At 74.4% G+C, this 25,520-nt stretch carries 21 protein-coding genes, 1 pseudogene and 1 riboswitch; of the genes and pseudogenes, 10 read left to right on the top strand and 12 right to left on the bottom strand.

Annotated features, from left to right (window positions below):
- Positions 1 to 448: 448 nt before the first annotated feature.
- From AB0E02_RS21030 to thiO, 3 genes are all read right to left on the bottom strand, one after another.
- Entirely contained in the window at positions 449 to 1,291 is an 843-nt protein-coding gene (locus tag AB0E02_RS21030) for a thiazole synthase (RefSeq protein ID WP_362141502.1), read from the bottom strand.
- Between the two features lie 6 nt (positions 1,292 to 1,297).
- Entirely contained in the window at positions 1,298 to 1,519 is a 222-nt protein-coding gene (gene thiS, locus AB0E02_RS21035; protein WP_362141504.1) for a sulfur carrier protein ThiS, read from the bottom strand.
- Positions 1,516 to 2,727 carry a glycine oxidase ThiO gene (gene thiO, locus AB0E02_RS21040; protein ID WP_362141507.1) on the bottom strand — a complete coding sequence of 404 codons (1,212 nt, stop codon included), beginning with the start codon at positions 2,725 to 2,727 and terminating at the stop codon, positions 1,516 to 1,518. The genes thiS and thiO overlap by 4 nt, the downstream gene beginning before the upstream one ends.
- Positions 2,725 to 2,837: riboswitch (TPP riboswitch) on the bottom strand. Its footprint overlaps the gene before it by 3 nt.
- A 155-nt stretch (positions 2,838 to 2,992) precedes the next feature.
- On the opposite strand from thiO, the gene AB0E02_RS21045 reads away from it, so the two are divergent.
- The 5 genes from AB0E02_RS21045 (at position 2,993) to AB0E02_RS21065 (ending at position 7,855) form a co-directional block, all read left to right on the top strand.
- A complete protein-coding gene (locus AB0E02_RS21045) occupies positions 2,993 to 4,276 on the top strand; it encodes an FAD-dependent oxidoreductase (protein WP_362141509.1) in 1,284 nt (427 codons plus the stop codon).
- 145 nt (positions 4,277 to 4,421) lie between these two features.
- Entirely contained in the window at positions 4,422 to 4,787 is a 366-nt protein-coding gene (locus tag AB0E02_RS21050) for an Rv2175c family DNA-binding protein (protein WP_030807602.1), read from the top strand.
- Between the two features lie 127 nt (positions 4,788 to 4,914).
- On the top strand, positions 4,915 to 5,565 hold the full coding sequence (gene thiE / locus AB0E02_RS21055; RefSeq protein WP_362141511.1) for a thiamine phosphate synthase: 651 nt from the start codon (positions 4,915 to 4,917) through the stop codon (positions 5,563 to 5,565).
- Between the two features lie 109 nt (positions 5,566 to 5,674).
- Positions 5,675 to 6,592 carry a methylenetetrahydrofolate reductase [NAD(P)H] gene (gene metF / locus AB0E02_RS21060; RefSeq protein WP_310727685.1) on the top strand — a complete coding sequence of 306 codons (918 nt, stop codon included), beginning with the start codon at positions 5,675 to 5,677 and terminating at the stop codon, positions 6,590 to 6,592.
- 36 nt (positions 6,593 to 6,628) lie between these two features.
- A complete protein-coding gene (locus tag AB0E02_RS21065; protein WP_362141514.1) occupies positions 6,629 to 7,855 on the top strand; it encodes a hypothetical protein in 1,227 nt (408 codons plus the stop codon).
- Between the two features lie 86 nt (positions 7,856 to 7,941).
- Here AB0E02_RS21065 and AB0E02_RS21070 read toward each other — a convergent pair whose 3' ends face one another.
- The 5 genes and pseudogenes from AB0E02_RS21070 to AB0E02_RS21090 form a co-directional block, all read right to left on the bottom strand.
- Positions 7,942 to 9,465 carry an NAD(P)/FAD-dependent oxidoreductase gene (locus AB0E02_RS21070; protein ID WP_362141516.1) on the bottom strand — a complete coding sequence of 508 codons (1,524 nt, stop codon included), beginning with the start codon at positions 9,463 to 9,465 and terminating at the stop codon, positions 7,942 to 7,944.
- Positions 9,466 to 9,533: 68 nt separating this feature from the next.
- Positions 9,534 to 10,154 (bottom strand): DUF4126 domain-containing protein, encoded by a 621-nt coding sequence (locus AB0E02_RS21075; RefSeq protein WP_362141518.1) that lies wholly within the window; start codon positions 10,152 to 10,154, stop codon positions 9,534 to 9,536.
- 417 nt (positions 10,155 to 10,571) lie between these two features.
- Positions 10,572 to 11,195 carry a TetR/AcrR family transcriptional regulator gene (locus AB0E02_RS21080; protein ID WP_362141520.1) on the bottom strand — a complete coding sequence of 208 codons (624 nt, stop codon included), beginning with the start codon at positions 11,193 to 11,195 and terminating at the stop codon, positions 10,572 to 10,574.
- A gap of 35 nt (positions 11,196 to 11,230) precedes the next feature.
- A complete protein-coding gene (locus tag AB0E02_RS21085; RefSeq protein WP_362141657.1) occupies positions 11,231 to 13,438 on the bottom strand; it encodes a YhgE/Pip domain-containing protein in 2,208 nt (735 codons plus the stop codon).
- 306 nt (positions 13,439 to 13,744) lie between these two features.
- Positions 13,745 to 14,545, bottom strand: a pseudogene (locus AB0E02_RS21090) (ATP-binding cassette domain-containing protein); the annotation flags it as partial.
- Here AB0E02_RS21090 and AB0E02_RS21095 point away from each other — a divergent pair.
- The 3 genes from AB0E02_RS21095 to AB0E02_RS21105 all read left to right on the top strand — a co-directional run bounded on the left by AB0E02_RS21095 (position 14,544) and on the right by AB0E02_RS21105 (position 16,717).
- Positions 14,544 to 15,059, top strand: coding sequence for an SAV_6107 family HEPN domain-containing protein (locus AB0E02_RS21095; RefSeq protein WP_362141522.1), 516 nt, complete (start codon positions 14,544 to 14,546; stop codon positions 15,057 to 15,059). The pseudogene AB0E02_RS21090 and the gene AB0E02_RS21095 overlap by 2 nt on opposite strands.
- A 247-nt stretch (positions 15,060 to 15,306) precedes the next feature.
- Positions 15,307 to 16,062, top strand: a complete 756-nt coding sequence (locus AB0E02_RS21100; protein ID WP_030415501.1) for a methyltransferase — start codon at positions 15,307 to 15,309, stop codon at positions 16,060 to 16,062.
- 259 nt (positions 16,063 to 16,321) lie between these two features.
- A complete protein-coding gene (locus AB0E02_RS21105; protein ID WP_030415502.1) occupies positions 16,322 to 16,717 on the top strand; it encodes a DUF3040 domain-containing protein in 396 nt (131 codons plus the stop codon).
- A gap of 936 nt (positions 16,718 to 17,653) precedes the next feature.
- On the opposite strand, the gene AB0E02_RS21110 is transcribed toward AB0E02_RS21105, so the two are convergent.
- From AB0E02_RS21110 to AB0E02_RS21125, 4 genes are all read right to left on the bottom strand, one after another.
- Positions 17,654 to 20,104 (bottom strand): DUF3488 and transglutaminase-like domain-containing protein, encoded by a 2,451-nt coding sequence (locus AB0E02_RS21110; protein WP_362141525.1) that lies wholly within the window; start codon positions 20,102 to 20,104, stop codon positions 17,654 to 17,656.
- A gap of 82 nt (positions 20,105 to 20,186) precedes the next feature.
- Positions 20,187 to 21,575: a DUF58 domain-containing protein gene (locus tag AB0E02_RS21115; protein ID WP_362141527.1), complete on the bottom strand. Its 1,389-nt coding sequence runs from the start codon at positions 21,573 to 21,575 to the stop codon at positions 20,187 to 20,189.
- Complete coding sequence (locus tag AB0E02_RS21120; RefSeq protein WP_030415505.1) at positions 21,575 to 22,594, bottom strand: MoxR family ATPase; 1,020 nt, start codon at positions 22,592 to 22,594, stop codon at positions 21,575 to 21,577. The genes AB0E02_RS21115 and AB0E02_RS21120 overlap by 1 nt, the downstream gene beginning before the upstream one ends.
- Positions 22,595 to 22,837: 243 nt before the next feature.
- A complete protein-coding gene (locus AB0E02_RS21125) occupies positions 22,838 to 23,398 on the bottom strand; it encodes a carbonic anhydrase (RefSeq protein ID WP_362141529.1) in 561 nt (186 codons plus the stop codon).
- Between the two features lie 426 nt (positions 23,399 to 23,824).
- Between AB0E02_RS21125 and rsmH the strand changes: the two genes are divergently transcribed.
- Both rsmH and AB0E02_RS21135 read left to right on the top strand, forming a co-directional pair.
- On the top strand, positions 23,825 to 24,826 hold the full coding sequence (gene rsmH, locus AB0E02_RS21130; protein WP_362141531.1) for a 16S rRNA (cytosine(1402)-N(4))-methyltransferase RsmH: 1,002 nt from the start codon (positions 23,825 to 23,827) through the stop codon (positions 24,824 to 24,826).
- Complete coding sequence (locus AB0E02_RS21135) at positions 24,823 to 25,518, top strand: septum formation initiator family protein (RefSeq protein WP_362141533.1); 696 nt, start codon at positions 24,823 to 24,825, stop codon at positions 25,516 to 25,518. Before rsmH ends, AB0E02_RS21135 begins: the two co-directional genes overlap by 4 nt.
- Positions 25,519 to 25,520: the final 2 nt, after the last annotated feature.

Here is a 25,520-nt window from a genome sequence, read left to right on the forward strand (position 1 = left end):
GGTGTTTGGGACGTAAAGCGTCAGCAGTCCCAAACACCGGCCCCGGAGGTCCGTCACCGCACCCGACACCCACCCAGCCCGCCGCAGGCGCAACGGCGAACCACACCCGCGGCGGGACGGCCAGGTACATGCGGTGCGCCGCAAAGCGCAACGGCGACCAAGCCCCGCGGCGCAGCAGACGGCTACGTGCGGTGCGCCGCAAAGCGCAACGGCGACCAAGCCCCGCGGCGCAGCAGACAGGTCCATGCGGGGCGCCGCGAAGCGCAACGGCGAGACGCCCCGCGGCGCAGCAGACGGCTACGTGCGGGGCGCCGCAAAGCGCAACGGCGAGACGACCCGCGGCGCAGCAGACGGGTACGTGCGGCGCGCCGCAAAGCGCAACCGCGAGACGACCCGCGGCGCAGCAGACGGGTACGTGGGAGGCGCCGCAAAGCGCGCAACGGCAGGGTCAGAACGCCGGCCGTTCAGGGTCGAGTGCGGCCATCCCGTCCCCGGGGGAGGACGCGACCGCGAAGTGGCGTTGCGGGATGCGGCCCGCGCGGTGCGCCAGGCGGCCCGCCGCCACCGCGTGGCGCATCGCGTGTGCCATGAGGACGGGTTCTTGGGCGCGGGTCACCGCGGAGGCCAGCATGACCGCCGCGCAGCCCAGTTCCATCGCGAGGGCCGCGTCGGAGGCCGTGCCGGCGCCGGCGTCCAGGATGACGGGGACGCCGGCCCGCTCGGTGATCAGCTGGAAGTTGTGCGGGTTGCGGATGCCCAGGCCGGAGCCGATCGGCGAGCCCAGCGGCATGATCGCGGCGCAGCCCACGTCCTCCAGTTTGCGGGCCAGCACCGGATCGTCGTTCGTGTAGGGCAGCACCGTGAAGCCGTCGTCCACCAGGGTCTCCGCGGCGTCCAGCAGCTCGATCGGGTCGGGCAGCAGGGTGCGCTCGTCCGCGACGACCTCCAGCTTGACCCAGTCGGTGCCGAGCGCCTCCCGGGCGAGCCGGGCGGTGAGCACCGCCTCGCCCGCGGTGAAGCAGCCCGCCGTATTGGGCAGCACCCGGATCCCGTGCCGGTTCAGGACGGACAGCACCGAGCCCTGCACGGTCGGGTCCAGCCGCCGCATGGCGACCGTGGTCAGCTCCGTACCGGAGGCGAGCAGTGCCCGTTCCAGGACGTCGAGGCTGGGTGCGCCGCCGGTGCCCATGATCAGGCGGGAGGTGAAGGTGGTGTCGGCGATGGTGAGGGGATCGGAGGTGTCGGTGGGCGGGGTGACGCGCGTCTCGGCGGAGAGGTCGGTTTCGGCCATGGCGGGTCAGCCTCCCTGGACCGCGGTGAGGACCTCGACCCGGTCGCCGTCGCCGAGCGGGGTGGCGGGCCACCGGGTGCGCGGCACCACGACCTCGTTGACCGCGGCGGCCACCCCGGACGGCGCCGAGGACAGGGTCGCGACGAGCCGGTCGAGGGTGAGTCCGCCGGGGATCTCGCGGGGTTCGCCGTTGACGGACACCGAGATGGTGGGGGCGGGGGCGCTCATACGGGCTGCTCCTGGAGGAGGCGGGGGTGCGCGGCCTTCGAGGTGGTGGCGAAGCGCGCGGGGCTGAAGGGGCGGGCCTCGTCGGGGAGGCTCCCGGTGGCCAGCAGTTCGGCCATCACGTCACCGGTGACCGGCGTCAGCAGGACACCGTTGCGGAAGTGGCCGGTGGCCAGGTGCAGGCCGGGCAGTTCGGTCGGGCCGAGCAGCGGGGCGTTGTCGGGGGAGCCGGGGCGCAGCCCGGCGCAGCTCTCCACGAGCGGCAGCTCGGTGATGCCGGGCACCAGCTCGTGCGTGTCCCGCAGCAGCTCGTAGACGCCGCCGGCGGTGACCGTGGTGTCCCAGCCCAGCTCCTCGCTGGTGGCGCCGACGACCAGTTCGCCGCTCTCCCGCGGCACCAGATAGAGCGGATTGCCGCGGACGACGGCCCGTACGGTGCGCGACAGGAAGGCGGGGGAGCCGGCCGGCATGTCCGGCAGCCGCAGCCGCAGCACCTGTCCCTTGACCGGCCGCACCGGCGGCCGCACCTCCTCGGGCACCCCGGCCAGCCGGCCGCTGAAGCTGCCCGCCGCCAGTACGGTCTGGCCGGCCGACAGCCGTGTCCCGTCGGCGAGTTGGGCCCCGCCGGCCCGCCCGGCGTCGACCGTCAGCCGCTGCGCGCGCGTGCGGTGGAAGACCACCCCGGCGCGCTCGCAGGCCACCAGCAGCGCATGGGCCAGCCGGCGCGGATCGACCTGGTGGTCGCCGTCGACCCGTAGCCCGCCACGTACGCCGGGGGCCAGCATCGGCTCCAGGCGGCGGCACTCCCGGCCGGTGAGCCACTGGGAGTCCAGCCCCGAACGGATCTGCAGGGCGTGCAGTTCGCGCAGGTGGGCCCGGTCGTCGGCGTCCAGGGCGACCGCCAGGGTGCCGCACCGCCGGTAGCCGGTCGGCTGCCCGCCGGCCTCCTCCAGCTCCTCGACGAACCGCGGATAGCGGCGGGCCGAGGCGAGGTTGAGGCCCAGCAGGGTCTGCTCGCCGTAGTGGAGCTCGGTGACCGCGGCCAGCATGCCGGCCGCGACGTGTGCCGCGCCGCCGCCCGGTGCGGGATCGGCCACGGCGACGGTCAGCCCGCGGCCGGCCGCCCGCCAGGCGGTGACCAGCCCGATGATGCCGCCGCCGATGACGAGTACATCGGGGTGCTTCGTGGTTCCTGTGGCAGGTGGATGCATGGGCGTCCAGCCCCTCCCTTCGCCGGCATGACCCGGATCAGGTTCGTACGGTCGGAGGCCGGCCAGCCTCCCTCTCAGCCCGGTACGCCCGGGCTCCCGCGAGTGCGTGCATCGGTCACCCTAATACGGGGCCGCGACGGGCCGTAAGGGAACGCGGGGCCACACCGGTGGCCCCGGGGACCGGGACGGCGGTCCGTGACGGTGTGTCAGAGATCTCCTTGCGCGCTGCTGCGAGCCGCGTCGCCGCCCGTCCTAGAGTGATCGGGTGAGCGAGCAGAGCAAGTCCTCCCAGGCCCCTGACCGCACGCTGCGCGTGGTGATCGTCGGCGCCGGAATCGCGGGCGTGCAGACCGCGGTCGCCCTGCGGGAACAGGGCTGGCCCGGCACGATCACGCTGATCGGCGACGAGCCGCACCAGCCCTACGACCGCCCCCCGCTCTCCAAGGCGGTCCTGCTGGGCAAGGCCGACGGCTCCGCCTTCGAGGTCGATTTCGCCGGGCTGAACATCGACCTCCACCTCGGCCGCCGGGTCACCGCCCTGGTCCCGGAGGAGCGCGTGGTCGAGACGGATGCGGGCCGGGTGCCGTACGACCACGCGGTGATCGCCACCGGTGCCGACCCGATCACGCTGCCCGGCAGCGAGGGGCTGCCCGGCGTCCACCTGCTGCGCACCCTCGACGACGCCGAACGGCTGCGGCCGGTGCTCGCCGCCCAGCACGAGATCGTGGTCGTCGGGGCCGGCTGGATCGGCGCCGAGTTCGCGACCGCGGCCCGGGAGGCGGGCTGCGCGGTCACCGTCGTCGAGGCCGCCGACCGCCCGCTGGCCGGTGCGCTGCCCGCCGAGGTCGCCGCCCACATGACCGGCTGGTACGCGGACGCCGGCGCCGAGCTGCGGCTCGGCGCCCGGGTCGCCTCCGTGACGTCCGGGGCGGTCACCCTCGCCGACGGCACGGTGCTGCCCGCCGACGCGGTGGTCGTCGGCATCGGCGCCCGCCCCGCCACCGCCTGGCTTGCCGGCTCGGGCGTGGAGATCTCGGTCGAGGACGGCTCGGTGCTCACCGACGAACGGCTGCGCACCTCCGCCCCCGATGTCTACGCGGTCGGCGACTGCGCCTCCTTCCCGTCCACCCGTTACGGCACCCGCCTGCTGGTCCACCACTGGGACAACGCCCTCCAGGGCCCCCGTACGGTCGCCGAGAACATCGCCCGCGCCGGATCGGAGGGGCTGGTCTACGACCCCGTCCCGTACTTCTGGTCCGAGCAGTTCGGCCGGTTCGTGCAGTACGTGGGCCATCACGTGGACTCCGACGAGCTGGTGTGGCGCGGCGACCCCTCCGGCGCGGCCTGGTCGGTGCTCTGGCTGCGCGGCGCCGGCGGGCCGGGCGGGACGCCGGCCGGCGGGAGCCCCGGGGGCCGGCTGGTCGCCCTGCTCGCCGTGGGGCGGCCGCGGGACCTCGCCCAGGGGCGCAAGCTCATCGAGCGGGGTGTGGCCCTGGACCGGGAGCGGGCGGCGAACGCGGCGGTACCGCTGAAGGCCGCGGCGCTGTAGCCGGCGGGCGGCCGGGGCATCGGGGGCGCCGGCGGGCGCACCGGCGGGCGCGCCGAGGGCGCGTGGTCACTCTCCGGTGTGCCGGAACGGCCCTGACGGGGATGCCCGGCTACCGGCTGTCAGTGCGAGGTGGCAGGCTTGTCCTGTGACCGAGATTGACGCAAAGATCGATGGACTCGTCCCCGCCTGGCTCACCCTCCCCGACATCGCCGAACAACTCGGCGTCGAGGTGACCCGTGTCCGGCAGCTGGTCAAGGAGGGCCAGCTGATCGCGGTGCGCCGCGGCGAGAACCGGGTGCTCCAGGTGCCCGCCGATTTCATCAAGGACGACAAGGTGGTCAAGGGCCTCGTCGGTACCCTCACCCTCCTCAAGGACGACGGCTTCACCGACGAGGAGATGCTGGAGTGGCTGTTCACCGAGGATGAGAGCCTGCCCGGCACCCCGGCGCAGGCGCTGCGCGAGAATCGCGGCACGGAGGTCAAGCGCCGGGCCCAGGCCCTCGCCGTCTGACGCCGCCGCCGCGGCCGCCCCCGGCAGCCGCGGCGGCCTCCGCAGCCACCTCGATCCGTAACCACCTTTCGGGGCGTACGGACCGGAAGACCCGGTCCGTACGCCCCTGACCTGGGGGAATCCGCCCATGAGCGCCGCACGACAGGCCCTGTCCGACGCCCGGCTCTATCTCTGCACGGACGCCCGCAGGAAGCAGGGCGACCTCCCGCAGTTCCTGGACGCGGTGCTCGCTTCCGGTGTCGACATCGTCCAGCTGCGCGACAAGGGCATGGAGGCCGGCGAGGAGCTGCGGCACCTGGAGGTCTTCGCGGACGCCTGCCGGCGGCACGGCAAGCTGCTGGCCGTGAACGACCGGGCGGACGTGGCGCACGCCGCCGGCAGCGATGTGCTGCACCTCGGCCAGGGTGACCTGCCCGTCCCGGCCGCCCGCGCCCTGCTCGGCCCCGACGTCCTGATAGGCCGCTCCACGCACGCCGAGGCCGAGGTGGACGTCGCGCTCACCGAAGCGGGCGTGGACTACTTCTGCACCGGCCCCTGCTGGCCGACCCCCACCAAGCCGGGCCGGCACGCCCCCGGCCTGGACCTGGTCCGGTACACCGCCGCGCGCGCCCCCGAGCGCCCCTGGTTCGCGATCGGCGGGATCGACGCCGGCAACCTCGACGAGGTGCTGACGGCCGGCGCCCGCCGGGTGGTGGTGGTCCGGGCGATCACGGAGGCCGACGATCCGGGCGCGGCGGCCGCCGCACTGGCCAAGCGCATCCGGACCTGGGACGCCTGACGGGCCCCGGCGGGCCGCAAAATGTCCACCCACTGGACATGAACCGGACCAACCAGGCATAACGCCGATGACGGTTGGTGTGAGACCGGCTGCTGGTTAACCTGCCCGTATGGCCCTAGGTACAGCTTCCACCAGGACTGATCGCGCACGGACCGTGCGTGAGCTGCTCGCTTCCGGCAAGCAGTCCTACTCCTTCGAGTTCGCCGCCCCGAAGACCGAGAAGGGTGAGCGGACCCTGTGGAACGCCATTCGCCGGATCGAGGCCGTCTCCCCGACCTTCGTCTCCGTCACGTACGGCGCCGGCGGCACCTCCCGTGACGGCACGGTGCGCGCCACGGAGCGCATCGCCACGGACACCACCCTCACCCCGGTGGCCCATCTGACCGCGGTCAACCACTCCCTCGCCGACCTGCGCAACATCATCGGCCAGTACGCCGACGCCGGGATCCGCAACATGCTCGCGCTGCGCGGCGACCCGCCCGGCGACCCCATGGGCGAGTGGATCAAGCACCCGGACGGCGTCTCCTACGCCGCCGACCTGGTCCGGCTGATCAAGGAGTCCGGCGACTTCTGCGTCGGCGTCGCCGCCTTCCCCGAGATGCACCCGCGCTCGACGGACTGGGACACCGACGTGACCCACTTCGTCGCCAAGTGCCGGGCCGGCGCGGACTTCGCCATCACCCAGATGTTCTTCTACCCGGAGGACTACTTCCGGCTCCGCGACCGGGTCGCGGCGGCGGGTTGCCAGACACCCATCATCCCGGAGATCATGCCGGTCACGAACGTCCGTCAGATCGAGCGGTTCGCGCAGCTCAGCAATGCCGCGTTCCCGCCCGAACTGGCCGAGCGCATCCTGGCCGTCAAGGACGACCCGGCGGCGGTACGCTCCATTGGGATCGAGTACGCGACCGAGGTGTGTTCGCGCTTGATGGCCGAGGACGTGCCCGGGTTGCACTTCATTACCCTCAACCACTCCACGGCGACTCTGGAAATCTACGAGAATCTGGGGCTGCACCAGCGGCCCTGATCACGGTGGCCGGCGAGCGGCGGAAGAGGGGCGTATATGGGCTGGACGATCCTCTACATCGCGTTCGGTCTGGTCGCCCTGTGGCTGCTGGGCGAGGTGCTGCTCCAGTACAAGGCCCGGCTGCGCTGGCGGTTGCTCGCCTTCGTCGGCTTCCTCGGCGTCGTCATCGGCGTCATCATCCCCTCGGTGATCGTGATCGGGGTCGGTCTGATCGCGTTCGCCACCGGCCAGACCAATGTGACGCTCTCCTTCAAACGCGGTTTCACCGAGGGCTGGGCGCTGGGCGGCAAGCCCGGTGAGAGCCGGCGGCGCCGCGGTCGCCGGTCCGGCCCGCCCGCCGCCGAACCGTCCCTGCAGGTCTCCGACGTCGAGGCGGTGCCGCCGGCCGACGGTCCCGGTGGCGGCCCGGCCGACGCTCCGCAGGCCGGCCCCGGCCGGGGCGCGGACGGGGGCCCGGACACCTTCGAGAGCACCGGGGGCTTCCAGAGCCCCGGCTTCCCCGGGCAGGACGGTTACGGCGGCCAGGACCCGTACGCCGCCGGCCAGGATGCCTACGCGGACCGGGACTCCTACGCCGGCCAGGATTCCTACGCCGGCCAGGACTCCTACGCCGGTCAGAACTCCTACGACTCCGCGGCCGACGGGTACGGCGCGGGCGGCTACGGCGGTCCGGACCCGTACCAGGACCCGCAGGACCGGAGCGTGTTCGCCACCCAGGCCTTCGACGCCACCACCGTCTACGCACCGCAGCCGATGCCCGAGGAGACCGGCCAGTACGGCATCTACAGCCCGGACGCCCGAGCCCCGCAGAGCAGCGACTACAGCGACTACGGCGGCTACGACGCGTACGGGGCCACCACGGACGGCACCGCGGGCAGCGGCGCCGGTGACGCCAACGGCTATGGCTACGGCGGCAGTTACGGCACGCCCGCGGCCGGCCAGGACCCCTACGGCGACCCGTACGCGGCCTACGGCGACGGCTCCGGCCAGGCCGGCTACTCCGACCCCTACGGCGGCCAGCAGTACGCCGCGCCCTACGACCCCTACGCCCAGCCCGACCCCTACGGCCAGGCGTCCTACGGCGGGCAGCAGTACGGCGACCAGGGCCAGCCGGCGGGACAGAACCCCGGCCAGGGCTACGGCGAGACCCCGCCCGGCGGGGTCTGGGTCCCGCAGCAGCGTGGTGACGAACTCCCGCCCGAGCAGCAGCCCTACCCGCCGTACCAGCAGCAGGACTACGACGGCCGGCCGTACCGCTACTGACGGTGCCGAGAGCCGCAGGCTCGTTCCGGCCCGCCGCCGGGTCGCTCCGACCGCCCCTGACGTCCCCCGACCACCCCGGCCCGGCCCTACGTGGAGCCGTGCCAGTCGTCGCCGTGCACGATCAGTCCCGCGACGAGCGCCCCGGACATCCCGGCGTGCGCCAGACCGCCGCCCGGGTGTGACCAGCCGCCGACCGCGTACAGCCCCGGTATCCGGGTGCGGTTCCCGGGCCGCAGGAAGCGGCCCTCCCGGCCCGGCAACGCGGGGGCCGGTATCGCCTCCCCGTCCGCCGGCGGCAGCACCTCACGCCACAGCACCCGCTCGCGCAGCCCCGGCACCGCGGCCTCGGCCACCGTCGTCAGCCGGTCGGCCGCCTCCTCGACGGCCGCACCGTCGAGCCGGTCCACCGGGCCGTGCGGCGCGACCGTCGCGGACAGCGTCACCGCCTCGTGCTCCCCGTCGGGCCGCGTCGTGGGGTCGTCCGGGCGCAGCACCGTCACCGTCGGCCGCGCACAGGGCGTCCGCGGACCCCCGCTGCCGTCCCCGAACACGCCCGCCAACTCAGCGGCGCGGTCCGGGGCATGGACCACCGTGCGGTGTACCGCGCCCGCCTCGCGGGGCCCGCGCAGCGCCAGACAGACCGTCAGCCGTCCCGGGGCACGGTCCGCCGGGCCGGTCCGCGGCCGCACCTCGTCCGCGTCGTACGGCTCGCGGCCGCCCAGCAGCCCGGGCAGCCGGGCCGGGTCGAGGCCCGCGACCACGAAGGCGGCCTCCTCCCGCCGGCCGTCGGCCAGCTCGACGCCCGCCACCCGGCCGCCCTTCTCGGCGATCCCGGTCACCTCCGCACCGAAGGTGAACTCCACCTTGCGGGCCAGACAGCGCTCGTACAGCGCGTCGGCCAGCGCCCGCACACCGCCGCGGGGGTACCAGCTGCCGAAGGTCTGCTCCATGTACGGCAGCACCGCGGCGCTCGCCGGGGCCCGGCGCGGGTCCAGGCCGTACGCCAGCGCATGGCTCTCCAGGAGGGCGACCAACCGGGGGTCGGCCAGCTCGCGGCGGGCGATCTCGGCGAGGGTGGCCGTCGTCGGCCCCTTGTCGCGCCGGCCGAACAGCCCGCGCCGGCGCACCGCCGGATACGGATCGCGCCCCAGCACCCGCCAGTCCTGCCACAGCGGCTCCTCCAGAAGCGGCCGGCGGGCGGCGTCCCAGGCCTCGCGGGCGCGGCCCACCAGCTCGCTCCAGCGCTCACCGGCCCCCGCGCCCAGCGCCTCGTCCAGCGCCGCGAGGACCCCGGCCCGCGAGGCGTTGGGCAGCGACACCGCCGTACCGTCGGCGAAGACATGGCGGCTCGCGGGATCGACCTGGGACAGCTCCAGGCAGCTCTCCAGCGGCTCGCGGCCGGTTTTGATGAACAGGTCGCGGTAGACCGCGGGCAGATGCAGCAGGCCCGGGCCCGTGTCGAAGGTGAAACCGTCCCGTGCCAGCTGCCGCACCGCGCCGCCGTGCGTCGCGGCACGCTCGAACACCGCCACCCGGTGGCCCGCGACGGCCAGCCGGGCAGCGGCCGCCATCGCGCCCATCCCGGCGCCGATCACCGCAATCCGTGCCATGCCTGCGACTTTATCCGCCGCCACCGACAACGCCGGAACGGGCGGGTGCGGTCGCGGCCGGGGCCCGCTCAGCCCGCCGGCGGCACCCCGGCGCCCGCCGCGGCCAGTCGCTTCTCCTCGCGCCGGGCCCGCCGCCGGCGCAGGTACCGGCGGATCCGCGACCACAGAAGGACCACCACCACGATGCCCGTGAGCAGCAGCAGTGCCGCGATGGACCCGGCGATCAGCGGATGGAAGACCGCGAGGACCACGATCCCGGCCACGCCCAGGTCCTCCAGCAGGCTCAGCACGATGTTGCTGGCCGGCTCCGGCGAGGTGTTCACCGCGATCCGGGTGCCCGCCTTGACCAAGTGGCTCAGCAGCGCCGTGGAGCCGCCCACCGCGCCCGCCGCCAGCTGGGGCAGCGACCCGTCGTGCCCGGCCAGCAGCGCCGCCACCACGCCGCCCGCGACCGGCCGGACGACCGTGTGCACCGCGTCCCAGACCGAGTCGAGGTAGGGGACCTTGTCGGCGATCGCCTCCACCAGGAAGAGCACCCCGGCCACGATCAGCACGTCGGGGCGCTGCAGCGCGGCGGGGACGTCGTCGGTGACGCCGGCCGTGCCGAGCAGGCCGAGGAGCAGGACGACGGCGTAGGCGTTGATCCCGCTCGCCCAGCCACTGGTGAAAACCAAGGGAAGTACGGACACGACGCAGATCGTAGGCCGCCCGTGGGGCCCGGTGCTCAGTTTTGAGTATCCGTACTCAGACGGCCAGATGAGTAGGTACGCGGATGGGCCGGCGGCCGCCCGGACGGAAGAGTGGGGGCCACGGAAGGGAAGCGGCGCCGCACCGCCGACACGGGGCGGCGGAGCGGCGCGGCTCCCGGACGTGACGGGGGAGGACGGGGGAACGACGGGGGAGTACGGGGGCTCCACGGGGGAGCACGGGGGAAACGCCGCCCTGGTCGGATCGGAGGGGGAACGATCCGTGCCAGGGCGGCGCACTCTCCGGTGCGGGCCCGCGGGGGAACACAAAGGGGTGCGCGCCGTACCTGACCAATACGGCGCGCACTCATCCATTTCTGCGGTCGGTCCGCAGCTACCCGCTGTTGTTGTGGCCGGTCGTCACCGGCCTTCCGCGGAACGGCCGCTGACCCGGCCCTGGAGCAGCCGGGACAACGCGGCGTGCACCTCGTCGATCGACCGGTCCGGCTGGTACGACTGCCAGTCCAGGGCCGCCACCAGGACCATCCCGAACAGTGCCGAGGCGGTCAGCGGAATGTCGATCTCCTCGCTCAGCTCCTCCTGGTCGACCGCCTCGCGCAGCACGTTCTCGACGACCGTGATGGCCCGCTCCCGCACCACCATCAGCGTCGACTGCCAGGCGCGGTTGGTGCGCCACAGCTCGGCGACGTAGAGCTGGGTGAGCGCCGGGTAACGGGAGATGAAGTCCAGCCCGGCCCGGATCATCGCGTCCAGTGCGTCGATCCGGCGGCCGCCCCGGTCGATGACCTCGTCGGCGGCCGCCTGCAAGGAGGTCGCCAGCAGCTCTATGCCGTGCCGCAGCAGCTCCTCGAAGAGAACGTTCTTGCTCGCGAAGTTGTAGTAGACCGTGCCCTTCGCGACCCCCGCCCGTTCGGCGATCTCGTCCACCGTGGTGGAGGAGAAGCCCTGTTCGGCGATGAGTGTGACCGCGGCTTCGAAGAGCTTGCGCCGGGTGGCGTCGCGGCGTGTGTTGGAGCTGTCCATGGAGGGGATTGTGCCGCTCTCCGGGGTGTGCGTGCTCACAGGCTCAGCTCCGGGTGGAGGTCCTTCATCCGGACCACCTGGCGGCCACGGGCGGTCAGCGAGGTCAGCAGGAGCGCGCCGACGGTGAAGGCCGCCAGTACCGCACTGCCCTGCCATACGGGCGTGAGGTCGCCCCCGGTGATGAGCCGGCGCAGCCCCTCCACGATGTAACTCATCGGCAGATACGGGTGGATGGCGCCGAAGAAGCCGGGGCTGGTCTGCACCGGGTACGTGCCGCCGGCCGAGGTCAGCTGGAGCATCAGCAGCGCCAGCACCAGGATCCGGCCGGCCGGCCCGAACTGTGCGTTCAGCCACTGCACGATCGCCGAGAAACAGGCCGTGACCAGCGCCAGGAAGCCGAGCGTGCCGGCCGCCCTGGCCATCTGCAGGCCGAGCCCGAAGTGCAGTACGGACATCAGGGCCGCGGTCTGCAGTACGCCCACGCCGACCACCGGCAGCCAGCCGGAGACCGCCACCCGCCAGGAGGAGGCGCCCATCGCCAGCGCCCGCCTGTTGAGCGGCTGGATCAGCATGTACGCCACCATGGCGCCGACCCACAGCGACAGCGGGATGAAGTACGGCGCGAAACCGGTGCCGTAGTTGGGCGCCTTGTGGGCGGCGCCGGAGGCCAGCTGCACCGGGTCGGACATCACCAGGGTGCGGGCGTCGCGCTCCCTCTTGCCGTAGTCGGGGATCCGCTTCGCCCCGTCGTGCAGGCCGCCGGCCAGCTTCTGCGAGCCGTCGGAGAGCTTGAACATGCCGCCGTCCAGGGTTTGCGCGCCGTCCTTGAGCTTGCCCACCCCGGAGTCGAGGTCCTGCATCCCGGCCGCGGCCCGGCCCGTGCCGTCGTGCAGCTGGTGCGCGCCGTCGTTCAGCCGGTCCGCGCCGGCGGCCAGCTGCGCATTGCCCGCGGCCAGCTTGCGGGCGCCCGCGGACACCTTGTGCGCACCGTCGTTGAGGTCGTTGATCTTCTTGACCGCGGCGTCCATGTCGGCGCCCAGGGTGGGGCCGCGCTGCGCCAGCTCGCTCGCCAGGGAGTGCAGGGTTTCCAGGTCCCGGCCCAGCCGGTCGAGGTTCTTCTGGTCGTGGACGTAGCCGCTGACCTCCTCGGCCTTGTCCGCCGCGGTGGCCGCCTGGTCCTTGATGCGCTTCAGTTCGGCGCAGGAGGTGTCGAGGGTGACCCCGCTCTCACAGCGCAGCCGGTAGTAGGTGGCGAGATGGTCGGAGATGCCCCGGGAGAGCTTCGCCCCGGTGGCGGCCGCAGCGGGCAGCTTGTCCAGGTGGTCGTGGACCGCCTGCGAGCCGTCCGCGACGAGCTGGGCGGCCTCGCCGATCTCCTTGCCGTGCGCCCGGACGAACGGTCCCACCTTGCCGACGACGCCGTTGACGGTGTCCGCCAGTTGCTGCGTCCCGTCGGCTACCTGCCCGGCGCCGTCGGCCAGTTGGCGCGAGCCGTCGGCGGCCGTACCGGCGCCGCGGGCGAGGTCGCCGCTCCCTCGGGAGAGCCGCCCGGCGCCCGCGTTCAGGTCACCGAGGCCGGTGACGAGCCGGCCGCTGCCGTTCTTGGCGCCGCCCAGACCGTCGGCCAGCTTGCCGGCGCCGTCCTCGGCCTGCCCGATGCCGTCCCGGAGGCGGCCCGCGCCGTCCGCGGCCTCCTGGGTCTTGTCGTGCAGGGTCGAGAACGAGACGAAGATCTTGTCCAGGAACGTGCGGGACGCCTTCTTCGAGGCCGCCGCGCGCACCTCGGAGAACACCGTCCGGGAGATCTGCCCGACGATGTAGTTGTTCGCGTCGTTCGTGCGCACCTTGAGGGCGCCGGTCTCCGGGTGGTCGCCCGAACTGGAGGCGATCCGCCGGCTGAAGTCCTTCGGGATGGACAGCGACAGGTAGTACGTGCCGTCCTCGATGCCCCGGGCGGCCTCCGCGGCGCCCACCGGCTGCCAGTCGAAGGTGTGGCTGTCCGCGAGGCCGTCGACGATGCTGTCGCCCGCGGAGAGGTGCTTCCCGCCGACCTCGGCGCCCTTGTCCTCGTTGACCAGCGCGACCGGTATCTTGTCCAGCCGCCCGTACGGGTCCCAGAAGGACCACAGGTAGAGCGCGCCGTACAACAGCGGCAGGAGCAGCAGCGCGGCCAGTGCGGCGCGCGGCAGCTTCCCCCTCCCGAACCGCTTCAGCTCAAGCGCGGCCAGCTTCGGCGAGCGCATCGGCCGCCCCTCCTCGTCGTCCTTCGCGTCGTCGTCCTTCGCCTCGCCGTCGCCGTCCCCGGCGGCCGGCTCCTCGGACCCCTGCGCGGGGGGCTGCGCGCCCGTGTCCCGCGCGCCTGCGGCGGCCTGTCCGGTGGTCCGCACCGGGCGGTTGCCGGTCCGGACCAGCACCACGTCCGCGCCGTCCCCGGGCGGCTCGCTGCACACCGCGAGGACGGTCGTGCCGGCCGCGGCGATGCCGCGCAGCATCTCCCAGGCGGCGGTGCGCTCCTCGTCGGACAGCTTCAGGTCGGTGTCGTCGACGGCCAGCAGCCGGGGCCGGCCGATCATCGCGAGCGCCACGGAGAGCCGCAGCGCCTCCAGCCGCTCCAGGTCGCGCACCGACGTGCGGATCCCCTTGGGCAGCGCCGCGAGGTCGAGCCCGGCCGTCGCCAGCGCGTCGTCCACCAGGGCGCGGGCCTCGGCCCGGCGCTCCCGGCGCGGCCGCAGCAGGGCGCGCAGCGAACCGCCGAACCGGCCCTGCAACAGGGCGCGTTCGCGCAGGTGCTCGCCTACGGTCAGGGCAGGTTCGAGATCGGCGATCCCGGGCACATGCGCGAGTGCGGTGACCGACCGGACCGCGGCCTTCTTCTTGGGCAGTGCCAGCCCGCCGATCCCTGCGGTGCCCTCGGCGGACTTCATCCGGCCGGTGAGCGCGAGCAGCAGGCACGTACGGCCCGAGCCCGACGGGCCCTGTACGGCGATCAGCGAGCCGGGGCCGGCCGTGATGTCGACGTTCCGGAACGCCCAGCCGCGGGGGCCCTTGACCCCGAACCGCTCGGCCGTGACCGCCGCCCCGTGCGGGGTGCTGTCCACGATCCCTCCCTTGTACTGACTGGTCAGTACAAACACTATGCCGCATCCCACCCCGCCCTCCGCAAGGGGGGCCGGCGAAACGGTTCGCGCCGGGAATCGCCCGCGCTTGCCCCGCTCCGCGCGAAATCCGCCGTACGGCCGGCGAATGTGCAGGTCAGGGCCGATTGTCAGTGGTCTGCCGCACGATGGGGTCAGACGGGCCGAATCAGCGTTCGGCCCCGAACCGGCATGTGACGACAGGAGGTTCGTCATGGCAGCTCGTCCCACCGGGGCCAGTTCCGCTGCGTACGGTCCCCCGAGCGATGTCCACCCCGTCCTGCGCCGGGCGGCCGCACCACCCGCCGCCCTGGCCCTGCTCGCCCAGGCCCAGCAGGGCCTCGAAGAAGCGCGCACCCTGGAAGCCCCCAACGAGCGGTTCGCCACCGCCCATCTGGCCGCGCTGCGCACCGCAGCCGCCGTCCTCGCCGCGCGCGCCCGCCCGGAGCCCACCCTACGCCGCAGGCCGGGGGCCGCTACGCGGCGCGGCCGCCGGGAAAGCATCCGCAGCGCCTGGGACCTCCTCCCCGAGGTCGCGCCCGAACTCACCGAGTGGAGCGCCCTGTTCGCCTCCGGCGCCGCCCGCCGGGCCCGGGCCGAGGCCGGGATAGCCGGCGCGGCCAGCAGCCGGGACGCCGACGACCTCCTGCGGGACGTCGCCATGTTCCTGCGCCTGGTCGAACGGATGCTGCTCCTCCAGCCGCCGCTGCCGCCCCAGCGGGCGGGGTGAGCGGGCCACCGCAATGAGCGGGCCATCGCAAGGGAAGCCCGGGGTCCGCACCGGCGGAGTGAGTGCGCCGCCGGCGGCGGGGCCCGGGGCTCCGCGGAAGAGCGTCAGGGACGGGCCGCGAGGCCCGGCGGGGCGGGTGAGCAGGCCCTCACCCGCTCCGCGGGGCTCCGTGGACGGCGGACGGCGCGGGACGGAATAGGGTGGTGGACGACTGGATGTTCATGCCCCCGCCGAGGAGCCACCCGCCGTGTCTGACCCGCTGCGCCCGCGCGCATCCCTTCGTACCGCCGTGGTCTGGGACGTCCTGAAGGACGCCCTGGAGCGCCGGGTCAAGGCGGCCGGGCGCGACGCCCTGGACGTCCTCGACACCGGCGGCGGCACCGGCAACTTCGCCGTGCCGGTCGCCCGCCTCGGCCACCGCGTCACGGTCGTCGACCCCAGCCCCAACGCCCTCTTCGCCCTGGAGCGCCGGGCCGCGGAGGCCGGCGTCGCCGACCGGATCCGGGCCGTCCAGGGCGACGCCCACGGCCTGTTCGACGTGGTCGAGCGCGGTGGCTACGACACCGTGCTCTGCCACGGCGTGCTGGAGTACGTCGACGACCCGGCCGAGGGCATCCGCAACGCCGTCGACGCGCTGCGCCCGGCCGGCACCCTCAGCCTGCTCGCGGCCGGCCTCGGCGGTGCCGTGCTCGCCCGCGCTCTGGCCGGCCACTTCACCGAGGCCCACCAGGCCCTCACCGACCCGGCCGGCCGCTGGGGCGAGGGCGACCCGGTGCCCCGCCGGTTCACCGCCGAACAGCTCACCGGCCTGGTCTCCGCCACCGGCCTGCAGGTCGGTGCGGTGCACGGGGTCCGGGTCTTCGCCGACCTGGTCCCGGGCGTACTCGTCGACACCGAGCCGGGTGCCATGGACGCCCTGCTGAAGCTGGAGGCGGCCGCCGCCGAGCAGCCCGCCTTCCACGCCGTCGCCACCCAGCTGCACGTCCTCGCCGAGCGCGACTGACCCGGGAGCGGGCCCGGCCGGCTGCGTGCGGTCGGCCACAGGCCACCCGATCGGCCCCTTGGCCCCGTATGATCGGTGTACGACGTTCCGGCATGACGGACAGGCGGGTGGGGAATGCAGGCAGCATCACCCCCGGCCGCCACGGCGGCCCGGACAGTGAACTGGCGTCGAGGGGCGGGTTTCACGGGGGCGATTCCCTGCCTATCCTGAAAGGGTCGCACCCCGGTCGCCCCCCGCGACCGACGAGTAGGAGGACTCCGTGCCGCTCTCGGAGCACGAGCAGCGCATGCTCGAGCAAATGGAGCGAGCGCTGTACGCCGAAGATCCCAAGTTCGCGACAGCGCTTGAGGGAAGCGGGCTGCGTACGTACACCCGGCGACGGGTCTACCAAGCGGTCGCGGGCTTCCTGGTGGGTATCGCCCTGCTCATGGCCGGCATGGTCGCGCAGCAGATCTGGATCAGCGTGGTCGGATTCCTCGTGATGCTCGGTTGCGCCGTGTTGGCGGTCACCGGGTGGCGCAAGGCGCCCAAGCCCGGTGAACAGCGCGCCGGCGCCGAGGGCCCGGCGCGGCGTCAGGCCCGGCCGCGGCGTTCGATGATGAACCGCATCGAGGACCGCTGGCAGCGCCGCCGCGACGAGCAGCAGGGCCACTGACCCCGCTCCGAACGTCCTCCCCCTGACGCGCCGTCGCCGCGTCCCCGGTCTTTCCGTGCTGTGGCCGCCCGATCCCTTCGGGCGGCCACAGCACGTTCTGCTGCCACCGGCAAGTTTTTGCTCCCGCCGGCACGTTCTACTGCCGCCGGCATGTCCTGCCGAGGCAAACAGGCTTTGCTGCCGGCTGCGCGCCGTGCCAGCCGGCGGTACGGCGGCGACGAGCCGGCTGGGTACGGGGCCAGCGGGGCCGGGCATCGTGGCCGTGCCGGCCGTGCCGGCCGTGCCGGCCCCGTACCCAGCCGGCCGGCCGTGACGGCCATGGCCGGGCGTGGCGTTGTCGCCGTGTGCCAGCGCCGGGCGCCGTGCGCCGTGTGCTGGGGCCGGGCGCCGAGGTCCTGACGGGCGCCGAGGCCGTGCCGGCCGTCGCGGTCCTGCCGGGCGTTCCTGCCCCCACCGGGCACCCCAGCCCCACGGGGCACCCCCGGCCCCTGACCCTGCCGGAGTCACGGACCGTCGTACACCGCCGCCGGGCCCGCCCAACGGACCCGCCCCACGCCCTGGACCCGCCCCAGCCCGGGACGCGCCCCACGTCCTGGGCCCACCCCACGCTCCGGACGCGCTCCACGCCCTGGGCCCGCCCCACGCTCCGGACGCGCTCCACGCCCTGGACCCGCCCCATGCTCCGGACGCCAGGCCCTGGACCCGCCCCGCGCTCCGGCCGCGCCCCACGTCCCGGGCCCGCCCCCACGTCCCGGGCCCGCCCCACGCCCCGGGCCCCGCCCCACGCCCTGGACCCGCCCCACGCTCCGGACGCGCCCCCGACCCGGGACGCGCCCCACGCCCGCACCACACCGCGGATCCGCCCCACGCCCCGGACGCCCCCGGTGCCCGGAAGCCGCTCCTGCGCTTTGCTCCCTGCTCCCTGCGCCCCGCGACCTACGCCCGCTGCCGACGCCCCCGCCGGAGCGCGGACGTCGCTCGTCGTAGTGCGGTCACCGGGGGGCTCGTACGGCAGCGGACGCGCAGGGACGCCCAGCGGGCTGCGCCGGCGCGGCGGAGGCGGGCGGCCGAGCGCGGGGCGAAAAGGGCCCGCAGTCGCAGTCGACGGGGCGCACCGGCCCGCAATCCGGCCAGCACCTGCCGAACGTCGCCGGCCGGCCCGGTCACCGGCCGAGGGCGGGGGGCGTAGAGGATCTGCTCAACCGCCTCCGCGACCCGGTGCGCGGCGGCGGCGGGCTCCGGTTGCAATTCCCCGACGCGAATGATCCGGGCGGCCGCCCTGCGCGGGGTCAGCGACTCGTCCGGGACGATCCCGAAGTCCCACGCGGTGTCCAGCAGCTCCTGCCAGGCCGTCAGCACGGCCGCAGCCCCGCCGGCGTCCGTCGTGCCGCTCCCGCCCGGGCCGCTGGGCGCCAGTCGCCGGGAGCGCAGCCGCAGCCGCCACAGCAGCGGGACCACGGGCAGGAGCAGGACGAGCAGTGCGACCAGCCCGAGAGCGGCCACCGCCCAGGGGGACGGGCCACCGCCCGACGGACGGGCGCCGGACTGCGCGGGCAACGCCGGACAGTCCGCTCCGCTGCCCGGCGGATGTTCATCCGGGCCGCACGAGGGCGTCGCCGACGGGCCCTGTGTGGGCGGTGCGGGCCGGGCCGGCGCGGGGTCCGGGCGGCCCGGCTCGGTGCTGCCCGAGGTGTCGGGATAGGCGTAGTCCGGGATGCTGCCGCGGCTCGGCGTGGGCTCGAAACGGGTCCAGCCGATGCCCTGGAAATACAGCTCGGGCCAGGCGTGCGCGTCCTTGAGGCTGACCGAGGTCGTGCCGTCGGGCTGCTTCGTCCCGGGGGTGAAGCCGACCGCGACCCGGGCCGGGATGCCCAGCGTGCGGGCCATCGCCGCCATCGAGAACGAGAAGTGGACGCAGAAGCCCTCCTTCTGCCGCAGGAACCGGGCTATCGCCTCGGCGCCGCTGCCGGCCCGGACCTCGGTGTTGTACGTGAAGCCGCCGTACAGCGCGAACCAGTCCTGGAGCTTGACGGCCTTGGCGTAGGCGGTCGAGGCGCCCCGGGTGACCCGGCGGGCGGTGGACCGGACGACCGGGGGGAGCGAGGCGGGCACCTTGGTGTACTCGCGCAGCAGCTCGCCGGGCGGTGCCGGGGCGGTGGCCAGCTGCTGGGAGGTGGGCCGCACCTGGAGGCTCTCGACCTGGTACTGCAGATCGCGGGTGTTCTGCCCGCGGTCGCCGACCAGCGTGCGGCCCTGCGGCTCGAAGCGCCAGCGGCCGGAGATGTCCACCCGGGACGCGGGATAGGGGAGCGGCAGCCAGTTCTGCGCGTACCACCCGGCGGTCGAGATCGAGGTGTTGATCCGCTCGCGGCCGACCGCGGAACTGAGGCCGGGCGGCTCCGGCAGCCGTTCGGGCACGTCCGTGACCGTGCGCTCGGACGGCTTCCAGGTCGTGCCGTCGAACTGGTCGAGGGCGACGATCCGCAGATACAGATCGCGGGTATCGGCGGCGGTGGTGCGGTAGTTGAGGACCTCGCGGTCCTCGGGCTGGTTGAGGCTGTCCTGCAGCGACACCAGCGGGTTGACCGCGGAGATCGTGCCGCCCCCGCCGCCGCGGCCCGGGCCGCTGCCGGTGGGGCCGAGCAGCCCGTCGCCGAGGGAGGGCAGCGCGGCGGGCACCACGACGGCGATGCCGAGGACCAGGGCACCGATCCGCCGGCCCGTACGGACCGGCGCGGTGGCCGGTCCGCCGGCCGCGGAACCCGGTCCGCCGCCGGGCCGGCCCGGTCCCGCGGCGCCGAAGACCCGGCCCCACTGGGAGAGCCGGTCGCGGCCCTCGGCCAGCAGGAGCAGCAGATAGCCCGCCGCCGCGATCAGGAACCACAGCCAGCCCGCACCGCCCTGGGCCAGCCCCGCCGCGACCGAGTAGAGCGCGAGCAGCGGCAGACCCGCGGGCGCGGCACTGCGGTACGTCACCGCCAGGGCGTCCACGATCAGGCCGATCAGCAGAACCCCGGCGACCAGCAGCAGCCGGATGCCGGGGGTGACCGGGGCGGGGATGGCGTACCGGCCGACGTCCTGGACGCCGCTCCGCAGCAGCCGGCCGAACGCGGCGACCGCGTCCGGGCCCGGCAGCAGGCCGAGCACGGCGTCGGTCGGCACGAACAGCACGGTCAGCAGCAGGACCAGGACCACCAGCTGGGCGGCGATCGTCAGCGGTCCGGCGAGCGGGACCCGGCGGGCCAGCGCGCCCACCCCCGTCATGATCGCCAGCAGGATCGCCGCCTGGAGGATCCAGCTGACCGGATCCACCAGCGGCAGCAGTGCACAGGCCGCACACAGGGTGGCCAGCGCGGCACACAGCGCGAGTCGTGCCCGGCCGCTCATCCGTCCGCCTCCCCTCGCGCGAGACCGTGCCCGTACGCATCCCCGTACGCGTGGTGCTTCCGCACCGGCCGCCCGCTCCCGTTCATGGCCGTCCCCCCGTTACCGTCTCCGCGGCGCCGTCCGGCCCCGGCTCCAGGCGGCCCGGCGCCGTCCCGGTCTGGTCGGCGGCGGCCCGCCACAGATCGGCGAGCGCGTCCCCCGGCGTCACCGGCAGCGCGGTCCAGCCCGCCCGCCGCAGCAGCCGCAGCCGTTCGTCGAGCGGCACCTGGCCGGTGGCGAACCGGATGCCGCCGGGGCCCCGGCTCCAGGCGTCGCCGTCCAGGACGAACGCGATCGCGGTCCCGCAGCGCCGGCGCATCTGCCCGGCGATCGCCGCCTGTTCGGTGTCCAGGTCGCCGAGGAAGGCGATCAGCAGCCCCTCGCTGCCGCCGCGCAGCACCTCGTACGCCGCCGACAGCCCCTCCTCCTCGGAGTGCTCGACCACGGCGAGGGTGTCCAGCATCAGGCCGGCGGTGTCGGCGGAGCCGGCGCTGCCCGGGAAACCGCCGGCACCGTCCGGGCCCGGGACCGAGCTGCCGGTGTCGGTCAGCAGCCGGACCGCGAAGCCGCGCTCCAGCAGATGCACCGCCGTCGAGGCGGCGGCCGACACCGCCCATTCGAAGGCCGAGTCCGGTCCGGCTCCCGGGTGGGCGAGGTCGCGGGTGTCCAGCAGGACCGTGCAGCGCGCCTTCTGCGGCTGCTCCTCCCTGCGGACCATCAGCTCGCCGTGGCGCGCCGTGGACCGCCAGTGGATCCGCCGCAGGTCGTCGCCGTGGCGGTAGCCGCGCGGAATGACGTCGTCCTCGCCGGCCAGGGCCAACGAGCGGTGCTGTCCGTCGCCGTACCCCGCGGCCTCGCCGGTCAGCCGGACGGCCGGCAGCGGCTCGACCCGCGGCACCACCATCAGGGTGTCGAAGGTCTGGAAGGAGCGGGTCAGCTCGCACATCCCGAACGGGTCGGACAGCCGCAGCTGCAGCGGCCCGAGCGGATAGCGGCCGCGCAGGTCCGAGCGGACGCGGTAGGTGACCTCCCGGCGGCCGCCGGCCTCCACCCGGTCCAGGACGAAGCGCGGCCGCGGCCCGAGGACGTACGGCACCCGGTCCTGCAGCATCAGCACGCCGGTCGGCAGCCGGGAGACGTTCTCCATCAGCAGCCGGACCCGGGACTCGGTGCCGGCCGGCACCCGGGCGGGCGAGAGGGCGCGGCTGCCCGCGACGCGGTAGCGGGTGCGGTGCAGGACCAGGACGCACACCAGCGGCAGGGCGGTGAGGAGCAGCCCGACCCGCAGCAGGTCCGGCTGCCCGAGCAGATACGAGCACACCGCGGCGGCCACCCCGGCGGCCAGGAACGACCGGCCCCGCGTCGTCATCCCCCCGAGGGCCGCCCGCAGCCCGCCCGGCTCCGGCGTCCCCTCGCTCCCCCCTCCGCTCATCACAACCCCCGGACCCCGGGCGGCTGCCGGCCGTGCGTCCGCCACGGCTGCGCGGACGGCTCGGGAACGGGGACGCGCTGGAGGATCTCCACCACGATCTGCTCGGCCGATCTGCGGCTCAACTGCGCCTGGGCGGTGGGCAGCAGACGGTGCGCCAGCACCGCGACCGCCAGCGACTGGACGTCGTCCGGCAGGGCGTACTCCCGCCCCGCGAGGGCCGCGGCGGCCTTGGCGGCGCGCACCAGATGCAGCGTCGCCCGCGGTGAGGCGCCGAGCCGCAGCTCGGGGTGGTGGCGGGTGGCGGACACCAGGTCGACGGCGTACCGCCGGACGGCCTCGGCGACATGGACCTCGCGGACCGCGTCGATCAGCTTGAGGATCTCGTGGGCGTGCGCCACCGGCTGGAGGTCGTCGAGCGGGGAGGCGCCGCCGTGCACGTCCAGCATCTGGAGCTCGGCGGCCGGGCTGGGGTAGCCGATCGACACCCGGGCCATGAAGCGGTCGCGCTGGGCCTCGGGCAGTGGGTAGGTGCCCTCCATCTCGACCGGGTTCTGGGTGGCGACGACCATGAAGGGGCTGGGGAGTTCGTAGGTCTGCCCGTCCATCGTGACCTGGCGCTCCTCCATGGACTCCAGGAGCGCGGACTGGGTCTTGGGGGAGGCGCGGTTGATCTCGTCGCCGATCACGATCTGGGAGAAGATCGCGCCGGGCTTGAACTCGAAGTCGCGCTGCTGCTGGTCGAAGATGCTGACGCCGGTGATGTCGGAGGGCAGCAGATCGGGCGTGAACTGGATGCGCCGCACCGAGCAGTCGATGGAGCGGGCGAGCGCCTTGGCCAGCATGGTCTTGCCGACGCCGGGCACGTCCTCGATGAGCAGATGGCCCTCGGCCAGGAGCACCGTCAGCGCGAGCCGTACGACCTCCGGCTTGCCCTCGATCACGCCTTCCACCGACCGGTGAACCCGCTCCGCGGTGGTGGTCAGATCGGTGAGGCTCGCTCGTTCGTCATACGTCGTCACTCGGCCCTCCTCGGCCCTGTGCCACGGGCCGACACCCCCTTGTACGGAACCGGCCCACCCCGAAAATGCACGCCGGGCCCGGCCACCGCCGGCACGACGTCACCTACGCATTCTTGCCGCCCGCGCGCTCCGGCGTCATGACCTGTGGATAACTCAACACCTCGTGCCCCGGCGTTCCGGGCGAACCCGGCGATTCCGGCGCGGGCCGGCCCGGAAAACCGGGCCGGCCCGCGCTCCGGACGGTCAGTCCTGGGGGTCGATCTCCCGCAGCAGACCCGTCTTGACGTCGAAGACGAAGCCGCGCACGTCGTCGGTGTGCGGCAGGAAGGGCGAGGTGCGCACCCGCTGCATGGACTGCCGGACGTCCTCGTCGAGGTCCTTGAACGCCTCGACCGCCCATGTCGGGCGCTGGCCGACCTCGGCCGCGAGCTCGTGGCGGAAGTCCTCGGTCAGATTGAGCAGTCCGCATCCGGTGTGGTGGATGAGGACGACGGAGCGGGTGCCGAGCGCCCGCTGGCTGATGGTCAGGGAGCGGATGATGTCGTCGGTGACCACACCGCCGGCGTTGCGGATGGTGTGGCAGTCGCCGAGCTCCAGGCCGAGCGCGGCGTGCAGGTCGATACGGGCGTCCATACAGGCCACCACGGCGACCTTGAGGACGGGCCGGGCGTCCATGCCGGGATCGGTGAAGGCGGCGGCATAGCGCTGGTTGGCCTCGACCAGGCGGTCGGTGACCGTGCCGCCGGAGCGCACGGCCGCACTGTCGAGGGACGGGGACGACGGCTGCGATGCAGGTATGGGCATGCATTCACCGTAATAGTCACCGGCCGTTCCGGCGCCGTGGGAGGCCGGGCATAGGGGGCAACATCACCCCTTGTGAGGTAATCCACAGCGCCGACCGGGCAGCCCCCACACGGGTGAAAACCCCGCCGGGACGGCCCCGGCGAACCCGTCGCGGGACGCGCGGAACCAGTTGATTGACCGGGGCAGCCGGTGGACTAAAGTGGCGCGAAGTGGGAGGCGTGACGCTCTCCTTGGATACCGAATTCCTCGCGTGCGCGCATCGTACGTACGGCTCGGCCTCCTCCCGCTCCCATGGACTTCCGACGTCACTTCCCCGTCGCCGGAGGGCCACTTCCCCTTCAGAGCGGGCGGGGACCAAGCGGTACGTGCGGCATCCCCCAGCCAGCGGCCGGGGACCCACCTGCCGCCCACCCCATCGGAAGGCGCATGAGTAATACCCGCCACGTACCCGTCATGCTCCAGCGGTGTCTGGACATGCTCGCCCCTGCGCTCGCCGAGCCCGGTGCGGTCGTCGTCGACTGCACCCTCGGCCTCGGAGGGCACAGCGAGGCGCTGCTCACGGCCTTCCCGGCGGTCCGGCTGATCGCCCTCGACCGCGACCCGGCCGCCCTGAAGCTCGCCGGCGAACGGCTCGCCCCCTACGGCGACCGCGCCACCCTGGTGCACGCCGTCTACGACGAGCTCCCCGAGGTGCTCGACCGGCTCGGCGTCCCCCGGGTCCAGGGCGTGCTCTTCGACCTCGGCGTCTCCTCCATGCAGCTCGACGAGGCCGGCCGCGGCTTCGCGTACGCCCAGGACGCCCCGCTGGACATGCGGATGGACCAGACGACCGGCATCAGTGCGGCGGAGGTCCTCAACACCTACCCGCCCGGGGAGCTGGTGCGGATCCTGCGCACCTACGGCGAGGAGAAGCAGGCCAAGCGCATCGTCTCGGCCATCGTCCGCGAGCGCGCCAAGGAACCGTTCACGAACAGCGCGCGGCTGGTCGAGCTGATCCGGGACGCGCTCCCGCAGGCCGCCAAGCGCACCGGCGGCAACCCCGCCAAGCGCACCTTCCAGGCCCTGCGCATCGAGGTCAACGGCGAACTCGCCTGCGTGGAGCGGGCCGTCCCGGCCGCCGTGGACGCGCTCGCGGTCGGCGGCCGGATCGCCGTGCTCTCGTACCACTCCCTGGAGGACCGGCTGGTCAAGCAGGTCTTCGCGGCCGGCGCCACCAGCACCGCACCGCCCGGCCTGCCGGTCGTGCCGGAGCAGTACCAGCCCCGGCTGAAGCTGCTCACCCGCGGTGCCGAACTCCCCACGGAGGAGGAGATCGCGGAGAACCGCCGGGCCGCCCCCGCCCGGCTGCGCGGCGCGGAGCGCATCCGCGAGAACGTCGGGGACGGCAGGAACGGCAGGAACACCCACCACTCGGTGGGCACCCCGTGAGAGGCCAGGGGCGGCCGCGCAGCGCGCAGAAACGGCTCTCCGCGCTGTTCCCGGCCGCCCCGACCGCCCCCGGCACCGCCGCGCGCACCCCGTTCGTCCTCCTCATCGTGGTCCTCCTCGGATCCGGGCTGATCACCCTGCTGCTGCTCAACTCCGCGCTCAACCAAGGGTCGTTCGAGCTGAGCCGGCTGGAGAAGAAGACCGACGAGCTGACCGACGAGCAGCAGGCGCTGCAGCAGGAGGTGGACGGCTACTCCGCACCGGGCGCCCTGGAGCGGCGCGCCCGGCGGCTCGGGATGGTGCCCGGCGGCGCTCCGGCGTTCCTGCTCCCGGACGGCACGGTCCGCGGCAAGCCCGGCGTGGCCGGTGCCGACGGTGCGCCGCTGAGCACCTCGGCCGAGCCGTCCGCGTCCGCCCTCCTGGGCACCACCGCGCGCGGGCCGGCCACCCCGCGCCTCCCCGCGGCCGCACCGGTCGTCGCGCCCTCCGTCGAGCCGCCGGTCCCGGCCGGCTCCGGGACACTCGGCCCGCAGAGCACCCCGCGCCCGGGCGCCGCCCCGGGCCACCCGGCCCCGGCCCCCGCCGCGTCCCCGGCCTCCGGCCCCGCGCGCGTCCCCGCCCGGGCCGCCGCCCCCACCGCCCGCCCCTCCGGCTCCGCGCCAGCCCCCGCCCCGACGACCCCCGGCAGGTGACC

The sequence above is a fragment of the Streptomyces sp. NPDC048196 genome (assembly GCF_040652715.1).
Classification (GTDB): Bacteria; Actinomycetota; Actinomycetes; order Streptomycetales; family Streptomycetaceae; genus Streptomyces; species Streptomyces siderophoricus.

What these genes read in the sequence shown, in the direction of transcription:
- metF (WP_310727685.1), top strand. Translation starts at nt 5,675, where the DNA reads ATGGCCCTAGGTACAGCTTCCACCAGGACTGATCGCGCACGGACCGTG.
- rsmH (WP_362141531.1), top strand. Translation starts at nt 23,825, where the DNA reads ATGAGTAATACCCGCCACGTACCCGTCATGCTCCAGCGGTGTCTGGAC.
- AB0E02_RS21070 (WP_362141516.1), bottom strand. Translation starts at nt 9,465, where the DNA reads ATGGCACGGATTGCGGTGATCGGCGCCGGGATGGGCGCGATGGCGGCC.
- AB0E02_RS21110 (WP_362141525.1), bottom strand. Translation starts at nt 20,104, where the DNA reads ATGAGCGGCCGGGCACGACTCGCGCTGTGTGCCGCGCTGGCCACCCTG.
- AB0E02_RS21125 (WP_362141529.1), bottom strand. Translation starts at nt 23,398, where the DNA reads ATGCCCATACCTGCATCGCAGCCGTCGTCCCCGTCCCTCGACAGTGCG.
- AB0E02_RS21115 (WP_362141527.1), bottom strand. Translation starts at nt 21,575, where the DNA reads ATGAGCGGAGGGGGGAGCGAGGGGACGCCGGAGCCGGGCGGGCTGCGG.
- thiE (WP_362141511.1), top strand. Translation starts at nt 4,915, where the DNA reads ATGAGCGCCGCACGACAGGCCCTGTCCGACGCCCGGCTCTATCTCTGC.
- AB0E02_RS21095 (WP_362141522.1), top strand. Translation starts at nt 14,544, where the DNA reads ATGGCAGCTCGTCCCACCGGGGCCAGTTCCGCTGCGTACGGTCCCCCG.
- AB0E02_RS21080 (WP_362141520.1), bottom strand. Translation starts at nt 11,195, where the DNA reads ATGGACAGCTCCAACACACGCCGCGACGCCACCCGGCGCAAGCTCTTC.
- AB0E02_RS21030 (WP_362141502.1), bottom strand. Translation starts at nt 1,291, where the DNA reads ATGGCCGAAACCGACCTCTCCGCCGAGACGCGCGTCACCCCGCCCACC.
- thiO (WP_362141507.1), bottom strand. Translation starts at nt 2,727, where the DNA reads ATGCATCCACCTGCCACAGGAACCACGAAGCACCCCGATGTACTCGTC.
- AB0E02_RS21085 (WP_362141657.1), bottom strand. Translation starts at nt 13,438, where the DNA reads ATGCGCTCGCCGAAGCTGGCCGCGCTTGAGCTGAAGCGGTTCGGGAGG.
- thiS (WP_362141504.1), bottom strand. Translation starts at nt 1,519, where the DNA reads ATGAGCGCCCCCGCCCCCACCATCTCGGTGTCCGTCAACGGCGAACCC.
- AB0E02_RS21065 (WP_362141514.1), top strand. Translation starts at nt 6,629, where the DNA reads ATGGGCTGGACGATCCTCTACATCGCGTTCGGTCTGGTCGCCCTGTGG.